The 19,588-nt window shown below is 42.8% G+C and carries 13 protein-coding genes; 8 read left to right on the forward strand and 5 right to left on the reverse strand.

Annotation, left to right across the window (positions count from 1 at the left end):
- Window positions 1-127: 127 nt before the first annotated feature.
- Complete coding sequence (locus tag DFQ04_RS12130) at window positions 128-1,111, reverse strand: c-type cytochrome (RefSeq protein ID WP_133556207.1); 984 nt, start codon at window positions 1,109-1,111, stop codon at window positions 128-130.
- Window positions 1,112-1,340: 229 nt separating this feature from the next.
- Between DFQ04_RS12130 and DFQ04_RS12135 the strand changes: the two genes are divergently transcribed.
- The 5 genes from DFQ04_RS12135 (at window position 1,341) to DFQ04_RS12155 (ending at window position 8,450) form a co-directional block, all read left to right on the forward strand.
- Entirely contained in the window at window positions 1,341-2,765 is a 1,425-nt protein-coding gene (locus tag DFQ04_RS12135; protein ID WP_133556209.1) for an amidohydrolase, read from the forward strand.
- 30 nt (window positions 2,766-2,795) lie between these two features.
- Window positions 2,796-5,144: a patatin-like phospholipase family protein gene (locus tag DFQ04_RS12140; RefSeq protein ID WP_133556211.1), complete on the forward strand. Its 2,349-nt coding sequence runs from the start codon at window positions 2,796-2,798 to the stop codon at window positions 5,142-5,144.
- Window positions 5,145-5,244: 100 nt separating this feature from the next.
- On the forward strand, window positions 5,245-5,784 hold the full coding sequence (locus DFQ04_RS12145; protein WP_133556213.1) for a gluconate 2-dehydrogenase subunit 3 family protein: 540 nt from the start codon (window positions 5,245-5,247) through the stop codon (window positions 5,782-5,784).
- A gap of 12 nt (window positions 5,785-5,796) precedes the next feature.
- Window positions 5,797-7,494 (forward strand): GMC oxidoreductase, encoded by a 1,698-nt coding sequence (locus tag DFQ04_RS12150; RefSeq protein WP_133556215.1) that lies wholly within the window; start codon window positions 5,797-5,799, stop codon window positions 7,492-7,494.
- Between the two features lie 89 nt (window positions 7,495-7,583).
- Window positions 7,584-8,450, forward strand: a complete 867-nt coding sequence (locus tag DFQ04_RS12155) for a sugar phosphate isomerase/epimerase family protein (RefSeq protein ID WP_133556217.1) — start codon at window positions 7,584-7,586, stop codon at window positions 8,448-8,450.
- Window positions 8,451-8,465: 15 nt separating this feature from the next.
- Here DFQ04_RS12155 and DFQ04_RS12160 read toward each other — a convergent pair whose 3' ends face one another.
- Both DFQ04_RS12160 and DFQ04_RS12165 read right to left on the reverse strand, forming a co-directional pair.
- Entirely contained in the window at window positions 8,466-9,146 is a 681-nt protein-coding gene (locus tag DFQ04_RS12160; RefSeq protein ID WP_133556219.1) for a response regulator transcription factor, read from the reverse strand.
- Window positions 9,143-10,687, reverse strand: a complete 1,545-nt coding sequence (locus DFQ04_RS12165) for a sensor histidine kinase (protein ID WP_133556221.1) — start codon at window positions 10,685-10,687, stop codon at window positions 9,143-9,145. The genes DFQ04_RS12160 and DFQ04_RS12165 overlap by 4 nt, the downstream gene beginning before the upstream one ends.
- A 116-nt stretch (window positions 10,688-10,803) precedes the next feature.
- On the opposite strand from DFQ04_RS12165, the gene DFQ04_RS12170 reads away from it, so the two are divergent.
- From DFQ04_RS12170 to DFQ04_RS12180, 3 genes are all read left to right on the forward strand, one after another.
- Window positions 10,804-11,643 (forward strand): GLPGLI family protein, encoded by an 840-nt coding sequence (locus tag DFQ04_RS12170; protein WP_133556223.1) that lies wholly within the window; start codon window positions 10,804-10,806, stop codon window positions 11,641-11,643.
- A 20-nt stretch (window positions 11,644-11,663) separates the two neighbouring features.
- Window positions 11,664-14,339: a TonB-dependent receptor gene (locus tag DFQ04_RS12175; RefSeq protein ID WP_133556225.1), complete on the forward strand. Its 2,676-nt coding sequence runs from the start codon at window positions 11,664-11,666 to the stop codon at window positions 14,337-14,339.
- Between the two features lie 248 nt (window positions 14,340-14,587).
- On the forward strand, window positions 14,588-15,574 hold the full coding sequence (locus tag DFQ04_RS12180) for a c-type cytochrome (RefSeq protein ID WP_133556227.1): 987 nt from the start codon (window positions 14,588-14,590) through the stop codon (window positions 15,572-15,574).
- A 7-nt stretch (window positions 15,575-15,581) separates the two neighbouring features.
- Here the strand turns inward: DFQ04_RS12180 and DFQ04_RS12185 are convergent, their stop codons facing one another.
- Both DFQ04_RS12185 and DFQ04_RS12190 read right to left on the reverse strand, forming a co-directional pair.
- Window positions 15,582-17,003 (reverse strand): DUF1501 domain-containing protein, encoded by a 1,422-nt coding sequence (locus tag DFQ04_RS12185; RefSeq protein WP_133556229.1) that lies wholly within the window; start codon window positions 17,001-17,003, stop codon window positions 15,582-15,584.
- A gap of 52 nt (window positions 17,004-17,055) precedes the next feature.
- Window positions 17,056-19,470 carry a DUF1549 domain-containing protein gene (locus DFQ04_RS12190; RefSeq protein WP_243739676.1) on the reverse strand — a complete coding sequence of 805 codons (2,415 nt, stop codon included), beginning with the start codon at window positions 19,468-19,470 and terminating at the stop codon, window positions 17,056-17,058.
- Between the last annotated feature and the right edge of the window lie 118 nt (window positions 19,471-19,588).

Raw genomic sequence — 19,588 nt, forward strand, 5'->3', positions numbered from 1 at the left:
GGGTAACATTCTCCCAATCTTTTGGAAAAATACTACCAAGCCCAAAGAAAAATTTGTGATAGGTGTCACAAAACATAAAAAAAGGACTCCATTTCCTGAAGTCCTTTTTAAAGTTTTAATCAAAATTTCAGTTTGAGGCGGTGAATTTTACCACTTCGTTGGTGATCGGTTTGATGGTTTTTAGATAAGCATAAATTGCCTTGAGATCTTCTTCTTTCATCCCGGAATACATGCTCCATGGCATAATGGAATTGAATTCGCCGGGATTGACTTTTGGAATTACATACCCAGAATCTGCATATTGTTGGAATCTGCCAAGGAACATTTCTTCTGTCCAATTACCAATTCCGGTATCTGGGCACTGGGTAATATTCGATGACGTCACCACTGATCCATCAGGAAAAGGAAAACTTCTTCCTCCTGAAAAGGCCTTTTCAGGAATGATTACCCCATCTGGACTTACTTGGGTATGACACTCGATACAGCCTGAAGCATTTACTAAATAAGCCCCGTAGGCAACTTGATCGGATGGAGATGGTTTTTTGACCATTTCTGCATTTTTAGGAATTGTTCTCAAGATGAGATTTACCGGAAAATCTGCCTTAGAGTCTGGAATTTCATTTTCTACAGGATCGAGAGATCGGATATAGGCAATGATATCATAAATATCCTCAGGGTCCATTTTACCATAATAGGGATAAGGCATAAGTGGAAACATCGGTCGACCATCATTGGTGACTCCAGTAGTTATCAGTCGATACAATTCCCCGTCGGAATAGTCGGAGATTCCAAAGGGGGTAATATTTTTTGCATAAAAAACTCCGGGTAATCCCATTTTATGATCGAATCGATCTCCACCAGCTCCTAGAGTTCCTGGGGTTGGGGGACCAGAAAACAAAGAAAAATCCCGGGTAGAATGGCAATCCATACAAACGGTCACATGGTTTGCCAAATAAGCTCCCCTTTCTATCCGGTCAGGAGTGTATTCAATAGAAATTTTTGGGGCTGGATCCACTTTTGGGAATCCTAATTCTAAAAATGCAAGTGCGCAGACAAGCAGGATAATGATGGCACCGAATAAATAGGCTGCCACTTTTAAAATTCTTTTCATAGTGCTTTAAAATTGAGGTTAAGAAAATTTACTAAGAATCATAAGTAATTGAAATACAAAGCGAAAAATAATTGGAGTATGCCTTGAATAGTTATTTAATATCTTGAATCGATTCTATTCTGGGAGATTTATTTTGGGCGAAATTCTTCAAAATCAAATTATTGAAAGGGAATTTCTTTACCCATGACAAAAGACTTTCTATTTTCACCAAGTATAACCATCAATCACCATGAAGAAAATTCTACTCTTATTTCTGCTTTTACCTGCCCTTACTTCATTTGGACAGGATACTGAAGTATTGAAAAAGCTGGATTCCCAGGCTGATCAATACGGAAAAATAGCCATGCAAATCTGGAATTATGCCGAATTGGGCTATTTGGAAACCAATAGCTCTGCGCTTTTACAAAAGACTTTGACTGATGCTGGCTTTAAGGTGACAGCTGGGGTGGCTAATATTCCAACCGCTTTTGTGGCAGAATATGGATCAGGCAAACCCGTAATCGGAATTATGGCAGAATTTGATGCACTTCCGGGAGTCTCACAAAAAGCTGTTCCATTCAGAGATCCGGTGGTAGAAGGTGGAGCAGGCCATGCTTGTGGGCACCACCTATTTGGTACTGCTTCTGTTGCTGCAGGAATTTCTGTAATGGAATGGATGAAGGAAAATAAAATCCAAGGCACTCTTCGTGTTTATGGAACTCCAGCAGAAGAAGGAGGGGGAGGAAAAGTTTACATGGCCAGAGCGGGAGTGATGGACGATGTGGATGCCATGCTTCACTGGCATGCTGGATCTCAGAATGCCGCGGGAGCTACTTCTTCTTTGGCAAACATTTCCACAAAATTCAGATTTTATGGGGAGGCCTCCCATGCTGCTGCAGCACCTGAAAGAGGAAAGTCTGCCTTAGACGCTGTAGAAGCAATGAACTTCATGGTCAACTTAATGCGTGAGCATGTGCCAATGGAAACAAGAATGCATTACGTGATCACACGAGGTGGAGAGGCTCCAAATGTGGTTCCGGCTTTTGCAGAATCCTATCACTACGTAAGACATCCTGATGCTCAAGTAGTTCAGGATATCTTTGCTAGAATGGTAAAGGCAGCTGAAGGGGCTGCATTAGGTACCCAAACCCGAATGGAATACGAAGTGATCAATGGGGTGTACAACCTTTTGCCAAATGAGACTCTAGCTAGAATCATGCATAAAAATCTAGAAATCGTCGGAGGGGTATCTTATACAGCTGAGGAAAGAAAGTTTGCTGAGGAAATCATCAAGACCTTCCCTAAAGGAGTTTTGGCTTCGCCAGACGATGCCGCTAAAATTGTTCCTTTTGTAGTCAATGAAAAAGGAGGTGGGGGCAGTACTGACGTGGGGGATGTGTCTTGGCTAGTACCAACTGCCGGACTTAACACTGCAACTTGGGTTCCGGGAACTTCCGCGCATACTTGGCAGGCAGTAGCAGCTGGAGGCACTAGTATTGGCCAAAAAGGAATGATGGTAGCTGCAAAAACCTTGACCTTAACTGCCATGGATATCTTTAAAAACCCTTCAGTTACATCCACAGCTTTGGAGGAATTAAATAAAAGAAGAGGTCCTGGATTTGAATATAAGGCCTTGGTAGGAGATAGAAATGCTCCTTTGGATTACAGAAAATAAATTGTCCTAAAGGCTGAATTGTCCATCTGAATGAAACAAACAGGTTTTTTTATTTCTTTCCTTCTTGCCGCTGCTTTAGTTTTTATTAATTCAGCACAAGCATTTCAGAAAAACAATTCAGCCAACCCCAAACCTAAAATCGGTCTAGTCCTCAGTGGAGGAGGAGCTAAAGGCATGGCTCATGTGGGAGTCATTCGGGCTATGGAAAAAGCCGGAATCAGACCTGATTATGTGGTAGGTACCAGTATGGGCTCAGTGGTGGGAGGTCTTTATGCCATGGGCTATAATTCTGAAGAATTGGAAAAGATCATCCGATCCATTGATTGGGATTTGATCATTTCCAACCGGGTAGGATTCGAAACTATTGCCTTTGAAGAAAAGGAATACTACAACCGATATCTGGTAGAATTACCAGTTCGAAATGGCAAAATAAGTCTTCCTTCAGGTCTTATTGAAGGACAGATGCTTTCAGAAGTACTTCAATACTACACCTGGCCAGCTCGGAAATATGCCAATTTTGATGAATTCCCAATTCCATTTCGATGCATTGCCACGGATATAGGCACCGGAAAGGCCATTGTTTTTGATCGCGGCTATTTACATGACGCCTTGAGGTCAAGTATTGCAATTCCCACTGCATTTACGGCGTTTCAACTTGATTCGACCGTTGTGGTGGATGGAGGAGTGGTGAATAATTTTCCAGTAGATGTAGCCAAGGGATTAGGAGCAGACATTGTGATTGGTGTCAATGTCAGTGATGAGGATTTTATTGAAGCTGAAAAATTAGAAGGGTTTGGAGCCATTTTGATGCAATTGGCGATGGCTCAATCTTTGGGAAAAACCAGTGAAAACATTGCCCTGACAGATATTTACATCAAACCCGAACTTGGACCTTATGGAACAGCAAGCTTTGGGGATTTTGATGCCATTTTAAAAATCGGAGATAAAACCGGAGAAATTTTTTACCCTCGTTTCAAAGAGCTTGCGGATAGCTTGGGATTGAATTCAGTGCCTAATGGAATCGGCCTGGAGGCCAGACCAGTTAGATTTAGTTCAATTAAGGTTGAGGGAAATCGAATATTCCCAACCAGCCTAATCCTATCCAAACTGGGAATTAAACAAGGTCAGGAAGTAAGCAGAGAGGAGCTACAGGATGGAATTAACCGTGTTTTCGGAATCAACGGTTTTTACAAAGTCGATTATAAGTTAGTCCCTACGGGCTCCGATGAGTATGAGTTGGACATTCGGGTAAAGGAAAAATCCAGTCATTTATTGAGCACATCGGTTCACTACGACAATCAATTTTCGGCGGGGATTCTCTTGAATTATACGATGAGGGATTTTATTGGGAAATTTTCCAGAACAGTCCTTCTCGCTGACATCAGCCAAAATCCGAAGTTTAGGTTTGATTATTACAAATACATCGGTAAGGAAAAGCGATTTGCGTTTAATCTAAAGGCCAATTATTTAAATCAAGGCCAACCCACATATGAGAATGGGAAAACCACGGGTTTACAGAAATTCAGAAATTCCAAATTGGAAGCTCAACTGATTTCTACCTCCTCCCTCAAGCAGGCATTTTATCTAGGGATGTATTTTGAAAATGAAAATTCAAAGTATTTGCTAAATGACTTGGCTTCTGAGGAATTGAAAAGTGCCTATCAGCGCTTCATTGGCTTAAGGTTCCGATACTACAGAAACTCTCAAAATGACCGAAACTTCCCAACACATGGGGCAGAAGGATTGATAGAAACAAATTTTAACCTTAAGGATTGGCTGGGAATAAATACTGTTGCCGGCGCAGACTCCTTGAGTATCAAATTGGGAGAAGATTTTTTTAGGGTTTCCATTGAGGATTTTTCAGATTTGGTCCAATTATTTAGACCTAATCCCTATGGAACTATCAATGGTCGGTATTCGAAATATTTTTCTCTTTCCCCTAAGCTCCAATTTCACCCGAATACTGCATTTGGGGTGATTTTATCCGACGAATCTTCATCAAAAATTTACAGAGAGTTTTTTGTGGGAGGGTATCAAAATATCCGCTTTGGAGATACTCCATTTTGGGGACTAAACTATGCTGAAGTTCAGACCTCGAACTTTTTGAAAGTCGGAGCAGAATTCCAGTTGGAGCCCATTTCTAAAATTTATCTTCGAGCTGGGGCGAATTGGCTGGGCTATAGTCAGCAATATCCTATAGGAGATCCTGATTGGACTGGAAAAATTTTTCAGGATGAATCTTATCTTGGATATGGAGCGGATGTTAGCTACAATTCTATTTTAGGTCCTATTTCATTTGGGATTTCCAGTAATTCGAGAGATAAGCAAGTTCGGACATACTTTTCCATAGGGCTTTCCTTGAATTATTCAGATAGGTAAAAATAAATCTTCCGCTGATGGAATTCTTTACGAATTCCTGTACCTGTTTTTCAAAAAAATCTAACTTGAACTTCCGTAAATACCCAAAATACAGAAGATCATGGATAGACGTAAATCCCTCAAAATTCTTGGTGCAGCTGGGGTCGGCATTGCCGGTTTGGCCTTGGTAGATTGGAAATGGCAACTGGTTGACCGTATCACCCACCAAGGCTTTTTCAGTTTTGAAGAGGAAAAAATGATAACAGCAATTGCTGAAACTTTTATTCCTGAGGGACATCCACCGATTTTACCTTCTCCTGACGCTAAACCCATTGGAGCCTTGAGTACAGGTACAGATCAGTTTTTGATCCGACTTTTTGAAAAATGCTACGAAAAAGAAGATCAAGACTTGATCAAATCAAAGCTTAAGGCGCTGCATAAGTCAGGATTTTTAGATCAAACCCAGGAAGAGAGAGAACAGGCCCTTTTGGCCTTGAATTCTTCCGAAAATGAGGAGGACAAAAAGTTCTATGGCCTGATCCGCTCCAATACGATTCTTGGATTCACCACGGTCAAGGAAGTCATGGTGGAATATAGAGGATACCAGGTTGCGCCTGGTTTTTATCATGGATGTGTAGACGTACCTGCTTCCCAAGCCTAAACCCAAAACGACATGTTGCAAGACTCTAAAGAAAAACGCACCTACGATGCCATTGTGATCGGTTCGGGTGCTTCAGGCGGCTGGGCTGCCAAGGAATTAACCGAAAAAGGCCTGAAAACTCTGGTTCTGGAAAGAGGAAGGATGGTCAGACATATCGAAGATTATCCTACCGCTTCCAAAGCCCCTTGGGAATTTGAATTCAGAGGCGTAGTGCCGGTCGACAAGCGTTCGGGAGTGGGCGCAGCCAATTGGAAACGTGAAGAAACCATGCACTGGGCTTTGGCAGAAGATGAGCAACCCTATATCGAGGAAAAGCCATTCCGCTGGTTTAGAGGATACCATGTAGGAGGAAAATCTCTGCTTTGGGCTCGAGGAACTCAGCGCTGGTCAGATTATGATTTTGAAGGCCCAGCCCGTGATGGATATGCAGTGGATTGGCCCATCCGGTATAAAGACATGGAGCCTTGGTACACTTACGTGGAGACTTTTGTAGGCTTTGCTGGTAGCAGAGATGGATTGGATGTATTGCCAGATCAGGTGGTCCAGCCAGGATTTGAATTGAGCTGTGTAGAAACCTACTACAAGGAAAAGCTAAAAGAACTCTACGGTTCGGAGAGACACTTGATCCAAGGCCGATGTGCACACTTGACCGATCCTCAGCAGATCCACAAAGATCAAGGACGAAACAAGTGCATGAACCAAAACATGTGCAACCGAGGCTGCGTCTATGGTGGATATTTTTCAGCAAATGCATCTACTTTACCTTGGGCAGAAAAAACCGGAAATCTGACCATTCGACCCGATTCGGTCGTTGAATCCGTTTTGTATGATGAGCAAAAGGGAAAGGCAATCGGAGTTCGGGTGATAGACAGACATAGCGGAGAGGCGATCGAGTTTTATGCAAAAGTCATTTTCCTAAATGCCTCTACCCTGAATTCTAATGCGATTTTGCTCAATTCCAAATCTTCCAGATTTCCCAATGGATTGGGAAATGACAATGGGCTGATGGGTAAATTCATCACCTGCCACAATTATCGAGGAAAGGGGTATGCCACTTTCGAGGGCTTTTTGGATAAGTTCAATGAGGGTAGAAACCCAGGTCATGCCTATGTGCCTCGATTCCGAAATGTGAAAAGGCAGGAAACGGACTTTCTCAGAGGCTATGCAATTGGCATGTCCGGCAGTCGTCAATTGGATGGGAATGGTGAACTGATCGGCAGCGCCCTGAGAGACAACTTGCTCAATCCAAAGTATGGGATCTGGGGTATGTCTGCCTGGATGCAGGGGGAAATGGTCCCTGAAGAATCCAACCATATTCGCCTTTCTCCTACGGAAAAAGATAAATACGGCATCCCCAAATTGATCATGTCTGTAGAGTGGAAAGACAATGACAACAAGATGACGGCCGACTTCGTCCAGCAGCAATCGGAAATGTATGAGCGAATGGGTTTCAAAAACATCAACGTAGAGGATACCCAAGCTCCTCCGGGCTCGGATATCCACGAAATGGGCGGTGTGCGCATGGGAAATGACCCTAAAACTTCCTTGCTCAACAAATACAATCAACTGCATCATTGCAAAAATGTCTTCGTGACTGATGGTGCCTGCATGACCAGTGCGAGTACGCAAAACCCAACCCTCACCTTTATGACCTTGACTGCTCGGGCGGCTAATTATGCAGTGGAAGAGTTGAATAAATTGAATTTATAAATAGCTCTCACAGATTTCACAGATATTCACAGATGATTTTTATCTGTGTTTATCTGAGTTATCTGTGAGAAATATCCCTCCTAAAAACTATGAAGAAGACCCTCGTCCTATTATTCCTTGCTTTTGCCTGGATGATCACACCTATGGAATCCCAAGCCCAAAAAGCAGGTGACCCCATGTTTAAAGTTCCTCTGGGAATTGCTTCCTACACGTTCCGAAACCAGTGGAAAAATGGTGTGCCACAGACTCTGGATATAATCCAGCAAATGGGTTTTGTGGAATTTGAAGGAGGGGCTCCTCAGGGAGTTAGTCCGGAGCAATTCAGGAAGATGTGCGAAGAACGGGGGATTTCCATTCCTTCCACCGGAACCGGCTTCGAGCAATTGGAATCAGATCCTCAAGCAGTGGCTGATCGGGCTAAAGCTTTAGGGGCTAAGTATGTGATGTGTGCCTGGATTCCGCATAAGCGTGGACAATTTTCTAAGGAAGATGCGGATCGAGCCATCAAGGCATTCAATGCCGGAGGAAAAGTGTTAAAGGAGAACGGAATTACTTTCAAGTACCACGTCCATGGCTACGAGTTTCAGCCTTATGAAGACGGGACCCTTTTCGATTACTTGGTGAAAAATACTGACTCGAGATACGTTTCCTTGCAAATGGATGTGATGTGGACCCACTTTGGAGGAGGTGATCCTGCTGCTTTGTTGAAAAAGTATGGAAAAAGATGGGTTTCCCTTCATTTGAAGGATTTCAGAAAAGGAGCTCCTAAAGACATGACCGGGTTAACCGGTCCTGAAAATGATGTGGTTTTGGGTCAGGGAGAATTGGATTTTCCAGCCATTCTTCGTGAAGCCAACAAAATCGGCATCAAACACATGTTTATCGAGGACGAAAGCGAGCATGAGTTGGAAGCCCTTCCGAAGAGCATCGCTTATCTAAAGAGTCTGAAATATTAGAATACTAGAGAGACTTTAGCATACCAGCTTAAACCCATAACCCCGTACATTCAGAATCTGGATTTCCGGGTCGTCCTGGAGCTTTTTCCTGAGCTTGGTGATAAAGACATCCATACTGCGGGCGTTGAAAAAGTCGTCGGAACCCCAGATCTGATTCAAGATCAGCGTACGGTCGGTGATCTCATTGGCATTTTCCAATAAGATTTGAAGCAGTTGGCTTTCCCGGGATGTGAGGGGAGATTCCTCTTCTTTGAATTTTAGGACCTGGCGTGTAGGGTGAAACTCATACTTGCCCAAAGGAATCCAATCGCTTTGATTTTGGCGCGTTCGGAGTCTGTCGAGGTGGGCTTTGATCCGCACGATCAGTTCCTCCATGCTGAAGGGTTTTCTGACATAATCATTGGCTCCAATCCCAAAGCCTTTGACCACATCCTCCGTCTGGCTTTTGGAAGTCAGGAAAATAATCGGGGTGTAGGGATCAATTTTTCGGATCTCAGTAGCCAGAGCAAATCCATCCTTTTTGGGCATCATCACATCCAAAACCAGAATATCAGGCTTATCCTGCTGGTAGCTTTCCCAGGCTTTCTCTCCATTTTCACAGAGCCTGACTTTGAAGTCCCGACTCTCCAAACTTTCCTGAATGATCATGCCCAAGGCCATTTCATCCTCGGCTAGCAATACTTTGACTTTGCTCATGGCCAGTAGGTGATAAAAGTGGTAGAATTCTTTCCGGTTTCCAGTTCGATTTTCCCCTCGTGCTTTTCAAGAATCTTTTGGACATAGTATAGGCCGATTCCAAAGCCTTTGACATCATGGACATCCCCTTTCGGAATCCGGTAAAACTGCTCAAAAACGCGTTCCTTTTGCTCCAAACTGATATTTCCCCCATTGTCATGGATGCGGATTTTATTCAATCCATTTTGGTCTAGGCAGATTCTGATTTCATTTCCACCATATTTCACGGCATTGTCCAAAAGATTGGAGAGCGCATTTTCGAAATGAAAGGGATCCGCATGAATTGGTTTCAAATGAGCGGGAAGGATCAAATCGATTTTCTTCTCGGGAGCCAAAGTTTGGAACTTTTGGACGAGTTGACGTAGTAGCGGCTCGGGATCGATAGCCTCTTTTTTCAGGACTAATTGATCGGTATCTAAAGTGGCTGTTTCCAGAATTTTTTCCACCATTTGGTTCAGCTTATGCATCTGAACCTTGGAAATGCCGAGGTAACGCTTGGTCTTTTCAGGGTCATTCCCAGGATTAAATTGCTCAATTCCTTCGATGGCAGAAAGAGTCGTGGCGATGGGAGTTTTGAATTCGTGAGTAATATTCGAAATCAAATCCTGCTTGATTTCGGCGATTTCCTTTTGGTTTTTGATGGTTTGGTAGAGGTAGTAAAAAGCATAGATGATAATGCTCAGGAAGAGAAGAGAGGTAAGAATTTCAACCAAACCTCTACGCAAAATGGTGGCGGCTGTATTTTCAAAATACATCATCAAACTTTGCCCGGCTGGCAGGAAAGTGGATCTTGATACCGTTTGAAAGGGCATTTTTTCAGTTGAAGCTAACAGGGTGCTATCCGCTTTTGGATTTCCTACTAAATGAAGGAGACGGTAATCGATATCAATTTTTCTTCTTGCCAGTTCATCAAATAGGAATCTATTGATCCGCTCAAAATCCAGGCTATCACGGGTAATGGAAATGATGATTTTACTGGTAAGAAACTTTAATTGATTGATGCTGTCGGCCTGACTTTTCCCAAAGAAAATCTTCAAATCATTTTTCTTATCCACGGCTATCCTCTTGCTGGAGTCCAAAATAACCATGCTTGAAGAAGAATCGGTGACCAGCTCTGACCAGAATAGAGAATCGAAACCTCTGCCTTCTGAATTTTCCAAAGTCTCAAAAAGCATTTTATTTTTTGTCACCCTTTCTAAAAAATCTCCAGCGCTATCTATCCTGTCGATTTTAATATGTGTGATTTGTTTTGGGTTTTTAAGGGAATCTAAACGATTGAAATTTTCAGGCATTGAGAGGTCAGTTAAGGCGACCACGTCAGTTTTAGCCAGTTCCGCATAATAGTTTTCCACCGCATTGTCCAAGCTTTCCTGAATATCGGACTGAAGTTGGGTTTGGATCACTTCAAATTGAGAAACTATCCTCCAGGCTTGCATACCAATCGCAAAGAGTAAAGTCACTCCGATCAAAAATCCTATGCGTTTGAATTCCAGTCTTTTCATTCTGCTAAATTAGAGGCAATAAAAAAGGGATAAAACCCACCTTAACACACGTTAACAGTGCTTAACATAGTGTTTTCTCAAGCTTCAATTCATTTGCATTGTAAACGACACAAACCATGAAAGTAAAACTTATTCTATTTACCGCATGCCTTGCCTTGGTTATTATGACTTCTAACGTCATGGGACAGGGTATTACAGGAAGGGCTTATTACAAATCTACCTCCTCCTTTAAATTTTCCATGGACTCTACCCAAATGAGTCCGGAACAAATAGCTGAAATCCAGGCTCAGCTTAAAAAACAGATGGAAAGAGAATATGTCCTTTCTTTCAACCAGATCGAATCTAATTGGAAACAAGTGGAAAGCTTAGGTGGAGGTCCCGCTACTGCTTCCTCGGGAGGAATGCAAATCGTGATCAATACGGGAAGTCAAGATCGGATTCTTTACAAAAACATTGCTGACCAAACCTACGAGCAGGAGCAGGATGTAATGGGTAAAGAGTTATTGATCAAGGATGTGCTGGAACCAGCAGAATGGGAGCTTACTGGAGAATCCAAGAAAATCGGCAACTATACCGCACAAAAAGCGACCTACACCAGAATCATTGATTCCCAAAGATTTTCGACAGGAATGACTGAGATGGAAAATGTTAAGGATACCGTTCAGGTAGTAGCTTGGTATACTCCCGAAATCCCAGTTTCTCATGGACCAGAAAATTATTTTGGCCTTCCTGGGTTGATTTTGGAGCTTCAAAATAACGGCAGAACCCTAATCTGTGAGAAAATAGAATTGAATCCTTCTGCTGAGCCTGTAGCTATCATCCGACCAAAGCGTGGTAAAGAAGTGACCAATGAAGAATTCAGAGCTATGCAGGAAGAAGGAATGAAACAAATGATGAATAGATATCAGGGCAAGCCTGGTGAAGGAAATCAGTTTACCATCAGAATAGGCAACTAATTAAGAAAACTAAACCAACTATGCCTTTTTTGAAACGTTTGATTTTACTGTCCATTTTTTCTTGGATGGCCTTTCCGGCTCTTGGCCAATCCAAAGCTCTCGTTGGACAAGTTTTGGACACGCTTAACCGACCCATTCCTTACGCTAATGTGGTGGCTATCAACCAAAGTACCCAGAAGATCGGTGGATTTGGGATTTCCAATGATGAAGGAAGATTCAAAATTACTTTGGCGCCGGGCGCTGAGTACTTGCTTCGGGTTTCTTTTGTTGGATACAAGCAATTTGAAATGCCAGTGAAGGAATGGGATTCCGAAACTCCCATGCTGATCGTTTTGCAGCAGGCTGATACTGAATTGGGATTGGTGGAGGTGGTTTCTGAGCTGCCTGTCACAATGAAGGGAGATACCCTGACTTATAAAACTGATGCGTTTACCACCGGAACAGAACGAAAATTAGAAGACGTTTTGGAGAAACTTCCAGGATTCCAAGTGGATGAAAATGGGGAGGTAAAAGTCCAGGGTAAAAAGGTAGACAAAGTGCTGGTCGATGGAAAAACCTTCTTCGATGGAGACACCAAATTGGCTACCAAGAACCTTCCTGCCAATGCCGTGGATCGGGTTCAGGTGTTGAAAAACTTCAACGAAATATCTCCGATTAGAGGACTGGATAACGATGAGACTTTGGCGCTCAATATTCAGCTCAAAGAGGGGAAAAAGAACATGGTTTTTGGTGATCTGACTGCTGGGGGAGGATTGCAGGAGCGATACCTAGCCCACGCAAATATGTTCTACTACGCCCCTAAATTGAATCTCAATCTGATCGGTGGTTCCAATAACGTGGGGGAGCAGACTTTTACCTTGCAGGATTACTTTCGATTTAGCGGTGGAATGGGAGGTCTGGGAGGACGTACAGGTTCCAGAGTTCAGTTTAATTCGGACGATTTGGGAATTCCTTTGGCCTCAAGAACCAATGCTTTTGATCTAAAAACTCATCTGGGAGCGCTGAATTTTAACTATTCCCCAAGTAAAAAATGGAGACATTCCGGATTTGTTATTGCCTCCTCTTCAGACAACCAACTGGGAAGTAGTTCCTTGAGAACTTATCTCAATTCTGAAGAAAATGTCCAAGAAATCCTGAATTCAGCTAGCCGAGTTGAGAATAAATCTGGCTTGGCGAAATATGGGCTAACCTATACTCCGAAGGAAGAAACCTACCTCAAGTACAGCTTCTTTGGGAAGCTCTCAGACATCAGCAATGGGAATCTTTTGAATTCAAACTTTGGGAATATTGAGCAGAATATTGAAGCAATAAATTCCCGTAGACCTTATTCCTGGCAGCATAGATTGGATTGGTTTCATGCCCCAAGTGACCGGCATGTATTTTCCATGGAGTTAAATGCGGAGAAGAAATTTACGGATCCGTTCTTCGATCTTACAACAAACCAAAAGCCTCTTTTGGGATTTTACCCGATTGCTGATGCAGAGACGTATAGGTTTTTGCAGGCTCAGGAAATCGGAACCCAAACTCTTGAAGGAGCTTTTAATTATTACTACATCCTAAATCCAACTAATCACCTGAACTGGTCTGTAGGTTATCAAAACCTTGCTCAAACTCTTACTGGAAATCTTGCTCAAGAAGGTTCTGCTGAGGATTTTGAGGAGTTTGAAAATGACAATGAGTTTGGTTTTCAGGACTTGTATTTAGGGATGACTTGGAAAACCAAATGGGGAAAATGGATCATCAGTCCATCAGTCTTCGTGCATCGCTATGCTTGGAATGATCAACAGCTAAATTCAGAATTGAATTTTGATAAGACCTTGGCTCTTCCTGGACTTTATGCAAAATGGAATATCAAGTCCAATAAGTCCTTTACTTATCGCTACCAGACCGAGGCGAATTTTATGGATATCCAGAAGTTGGCTCAGGGCTTTGTTTTGCAAGATTACAATGCCATTTTCCAAGGTAATAGAGCCTTGGACAATGGACTTTTTTCCAACCATTCCCTTAGCTACAATCATTTCGACATGTTTTCAGGGTTGACACTATTCGGTAACCTAAATTACCAACGAAAACGCAATGAGATCACGACCACGACAGACTTTGCAGGAATCAATCGACTCCTTTCCTTGGTCAATGTGGAGCCAGTGAATGAAACGCTCAATGGGGATATCCGCCTGGATAAATCCTTGAACAAAATGAAATTTGAGGTGGGAGGAAGATGGAATGCCTTTAAGACTAATCTGTTTTTGGATGAGCTGCCTGCAGAAAATCAGCAGTTTTCACAAACCTATGATACCAAATTGACCACTACTTTCTTTAAGGTTTTGGAAGTTGATTTGGGCTATTCCTTCACAGCCAATAATTACAATTCTGGCGCTATCCAAAACACGTTTACCACCCATAGCCCAAAGGTTGAGATTGATTTGGACATCTTCAAAGGCCTGAAGTTAAATGCAGATTATACCTACAATACCTATCTTAATAAGGCCTCAGGCACCCAAAGTGACTTTGATTTTCTGAATGCATTCCTGAGTTACCAAGGAAAGAAAAGCCCTTGGGAGATCAGGTTGTCGGTTTGGAATATTTTGGATACCCGATCAATTCGAAGAGACAGTTTCTCCGAAAACCTGATCAGCACTTATTCCTATTTGGTTCAGCCCAGATACGGTTTGCTAAGCGTCAAATTTGATTTGTAATCGATTTTCATTTTAAAGAATAAAGCCTGGCTGAAAAGCTAGGCTTTTTGATTTTCAGGGATTTAGCTCAAAATATTTTAGCCTTTAGGTCAATTATTCTTGGAGAAATTTTAACTTCTAATGTTTTTAATTTTTCCCAAGCATACCGATTTTCCAAAGTAATAAAAACTGATTTTAAGGAAAATCTTACCCAAGCCAACTAGTAGAATTCTACCACGAATTCCTTCATTTTAAACTATTTCTTAGGTATGAAAAAAGTATTCAAAATTCTGTTTTGGGTGGTTGGTATAGTGGCCCTCCTAGTTGTGGCATTTGTTATTTATGTTTCCCTTTCTTGGGATAAAAAGTTCGAAGCGGAGTACCCGCAGATTCAATCCACAACAGATTCTGCTGCGATCGCTAGAGGGAAATATCTGGTTTATGGACCGGCACATTGCGTAGCATGCCATGTTCCTAATGATCAGTTTGAAGCAGTGGATAGAGGTGAACAATTACCCTTGATTGGTGGAGGTTTGATCAGTTTTGAAATTGGAAATTTCAGAACCAAAAATTTAACTCCTGATGTAGAAACGGGAATTGGGGGACTTTCAGACCAGGAAATTGCCCGGATTATGAGAAATTCTGTAGGGCACGATGGGAGGTTGATATTTCCTTTTATGCCATTTCAGGATATGTGTGATGCTGACTTAGCTGCAATTATATCCTTTTTGAGATCCCAACCTCCGGTGAAAAATAAGGTTGAACCAACGGATTATACCTTTCTAGGAAAGGCAGTAATAGCACTTGGGCTAATCAAGCCAGTTGGACCTACAAGTACTCCTGCGGCAAATGTTTCAATTGACTCTACGGCAGTTTATGGGGAATATTTGGTCTATTCAGTAGCCAATTGTGTGGGATGCCATTCCCCAAGGGATTTGACAAATGGAGATTTTATAGGGCCAAAACTTTCAGGAGGAATGGCTATGTTGGAGCCCAATCAGCATACCTACGTGTCTCCAAATTTAACACCTGATCCAGCTACAGGAGTAATGGCTTCCTGGACTGAAGAAGCGTTTATTTCCAGAATGAAAGCAGGTAGAGTAGTGGAAGGTTCGCCCATGCCTTGGGGTAATTTTGCCCAAATGAATGAGTTGGAATTGAAGGCAATTTATCGCTATCTCATGACCTTGGATCCAGTGAAAAATAGGGTGGAAAGAACCGATTATGGTCCGGGAGAATACCCACCTTCGGAATAATTAATCACTAAGCTAGAAGGCCAAATTCTACTTTTCCATGCCCATCTGGTGTGGTGAAAAAGGGTCTTTTTTCGATCTCGTAGTTTAAGTCAGAGGGAATCCCCAAAGCATGGTAAATCGTCTGATGAATGCTGTCGATTTTGATGGGGTTTTCAATGGTTTTGCAGGGACGTTCATCGGCGGTTTTTCCAAAGACGTGACCTCGTTTGATTCCTCCTCCAAACATCAAGATGGAGCAACCGTCCGTAAAATGCCTGTGCATTCCGTAATTCTTAAGGTCTTCAACGATATCAGGAACCACCACCTGATCTTTGACTTTGAGATCAGGGCGGCCTTCTGTGAGCATATCACGGCTAAATTCACTGGCAACAATTACGATTGTCCGATCAAGCTTTCCGCTTTGATCCAAGTCTTTGATGAGCTGAGCTATAGGCGCATCGATCAATTTTTTCATGTCCTTGAGCCGGGTATGGCCATTGTCATGAGTATCCCAACCCATGAAAGGCTCGTATTCTGTGGTCACAGTGATGTATCGAGCCCCTTGATCTACCAGTCTTCTTGCCAAAAGACAGCCTAAGCCAAACTTACCAGTATTGTATTTATCGTAATTTTCTTTGGGTTCCTGACTAAGGTCAAATGCCTTTGCTTCCGGGGAATTGAGCAGCATATAGGCCTGCTCCATGGATTGACGGAGAGATTCCTTTTGGTAATCTGATCCAAATTCTCCCATGGGTCCAGCAGCGATCAAATCTTTGTACAATTGATTTCTGGATTCGAATCTTTTGGTATCCATTCCTACTGGAGGTCTGACTGCTTCCAAGCCTGATGTAGGATCAGGGATCAAAAAAGGGCCATACTCCGAACCTAAAAACCCTGCCGAATGGAAGGCTTTCAATTCTTCTCCTTCACCTACAGTAAACCGCTGACCAATATTGATAAAAGGAGGAATCACAGGATTGAGCGCACCTTTTTCTTTAGCTATCCAACTTCCCAAATGGGGAACAACCACAGATTGTGGGGGCTCATAGCAAGTGTGAAAATGGTATTGATGTCGGGTGTGGAGGATATGTCCTAAATCAGCAGCCTGGTAGGAGCGGATCAGGGTTCCTTTATCCATCACTGAGGCGATATTTTCCAAACCTTCAGAAAAGAAAATCCCGTCCAACTTGGTAGGGATGGAAGGGAAAGTGCTCAGGATTTCCTTGGCCTCCATCCCTTTTCTAAAAGGAGTATGTCTTTTAGGATCGAAAGTTTCGGTATGCGCCATTCCTCCAGCCATAAAAAGTAAGATAACCGAGTCCGCCGATGCAGGTATTTTATTTTCGCAGGAGGAAAGTAAACCCGCCAAGGGAGCGCCCATACCCATGGTTGCGATGGCTGCTGCGCTGGTTTTCTTTAGAAAGTCGCGTCGGGTGTGGAGGTTTTTCATGGTTAATGGTGGCGATTCCGGTGGGTGAAGATACCCACCGGGGTAAGTTTTGTTAATAGATCAATTGAAATTCCGGAGAAAGGAAAATAGCCCAAAGAAAATCTTGGATTTCATCAGGTTCTGCCTTTGCACCGAAGGTTTTCTTGGCCAGTTCCAGCTCTTTTGAGTTAGGCTTCCTTAGAAATGCGTTTTGGTAAATCTGTCCTGTAAATTCCTCAGGATTGGAATAGGCCTCGGCCCATTTTTCTCCTCCTTTCGCCAAAGCCTTGTTCAATTTTTCCCCATTACTTAATTCCAGTGCTTGCAACAAACTTGCCTGGGAATCGCGACTTGTGGAGACAATTTCACGATTTGGTCTGCCAAGTGCTTTGAGAAATTCATTATTGGCTACCAAAGAAGCCCTAGTATAGGAAAGGTTTGGCCTCGCCTCAGGAATCAATTCATAAGGTCGAAACTTAACCTCAACAGAATCAAACAAAGGAGCAGCGATTTTTCCCACTGCATCGGCAAATTGCTCGGCGGTGATTCTTCTTTGAATTACTCCTTGGAATTTGAAGTTTTCTCCCAAAAGCTGATCTGGAGAAGCTACCTTGATTACCTGGGTTTGGTAAATTCTGGAAGTGGTGATTTGGTAGACCAAGCGCTTGAGGTCGTAGCCATTTTCCACAAAATCCACTGCCAGCCAATCCAATAAATCCTGGCTCCAAGGTTCATTGTCCATTTCGTCAACTGGCTCCACGATTCCTCTTCCCATCAATTGCTTCCAGACTCTGTTGACAATAGTTCGATACATTCTACCATTGGCAGGCTGAACCAGTTGCTCGGAGAGTTGCCTGAGTTTCTCAGCCTTTGGAGCCAAGCTGTCAATTTCCCCCAGTTCTTCCCAGAGAATTTCTGTCTTCGCCATCACACCAGTTGGTTTTTCACAACGACTAACTTCCAGTGTGGTGTCAGCGAAAATATTGGCAAAAGCGTAGGATTCTTCCAGTTTCCAATCGCTGATAAAGCTATCGTGGCAGGAAGCACATTTGAGGTTTAAACCCAAAATTACCTGTCCCACATTTTGGGCAGCCTGCATTTCGGTTCGTTGGGAGGCATTTACGGTTCCCCTCCATCGGATTCCTTCAATGAACCCCTTCGACTTTTCATCGGGGTTTAGGAGTTCTTTGACAAACTGATCATACGGTTTGTTTTCCCGAATTGAAGTATAAAGCCAATCTGTGATCGCATACCTTCCTTTAGTGATATAGCCCGTTCCGGTATAGTCATTTCTCAAGGCATCATTCCAAAAGGTCAGCCAGTGTTGGGTGTAATCATCCTTTCTTTCCAAAAGAGATTGGATCAAAATGGATCTTTTGTTAGGTCGTGAATCACCCTCCAAGGCTTTCAAATCTTCCGGACTAGGAAGCAAGCCGATAATATCTAAATAGGCCCTACGGATAAAAGTCCGTTCGTCGATTTGCTCTCCCCAGGAAAGTTGATTTTCTTCAAAATATTGATTCACCCATAGATCGATCGGGTTTTGTAAGCCGGATTTTGGAGTAGGTAATTCAGGTTTTCTTGGAGCCAATGCTGCCACCCGGTAGACCGATTGTTGTTCTACACCATCCGGCCAAGGAGCTCCCTTTTCCACCCAAAGAGTCAAAAGTCTGATTTCATCTTTGGACAGCAAATTCCCCTTCTCAGGCATGACATCCTTATGGTTTTTGGAAAGGGAAATTCTGCGAATTAGCTCGCTCTTTTCGGGATTGCCTGGTTCCAGGATGGGTCCACTTTCTCCTCCCGCAAATACAAATTCCTTTTCATCCAATCGTAATTCCCCTTCTATTTTTGCTCCAGAGTGGCATTTGTAGCAGTTGTGCGCAAAAACTGAACGGACATTGGTTACTAGCTGTATTTCTTGATCTGGACTGATTTCGGATGAAAATGTAGCCAAGTCAATGGTAAGGGATGGTGGAGCAGAGGTTTCGGAATTTCCAGGAAGGACTTCGGTCAAGTAATCCTCTCCATGTGTCAAAGAAGCCCCGAAGTGCCCAGCAAATCCTACCCCAATTGAGGTTAAAAAGAGAAATGCTCGATAAGTCCTAATTGATCTAGAATCTCCTTTTTCAATCGCGTTTTTTGAAAAGAAAAGAAGGAAAATCCCGAATACAGCACTTCCAAAGCCCAGGAATTTATGAATATCCAAGGTGCTTCCACTGGTTGCTTCATTGGTAGCTAGGAGTAAACCAAAAATGGCTGAAATCACCGCCGACAGCACACCAAAAGTCACTAAAAGACCAATTGCTTTTCGAAGAGGTTGATGGAAATTTTTGAGGGTATGCAGTTCCAGAAAAGCAGCGAAAACTAGCAGTGCGATCGGGAAGTGAACCAACATGGGATGAAGCCTTCCCAAAAATTGACTCAACCAAAAATCAGAAAGGAGTTCAGCATTCTGGCTGAGTGCCATAATTGCTGAAAACAGCATCAAAAAGATTAGGGTTGGTAAAAACTTCTTGGTTAGCAAGGTGAGAGTGACTAGTACTTTGGGCTTGAGAAAATTGAATTACTGAAAAAATATAAGGGTTTTAGGCAGACTTTCTATC

It is taken from the genome of Algoriphagus boseongensis, assembly GCF_004362805.1.
GTDB lineage: Bacteria > Bacteroidota > Bacteroidia > Cytophagales > Cyclobacteriaceae > Algoriphagus > Algoriphagus boseongensis.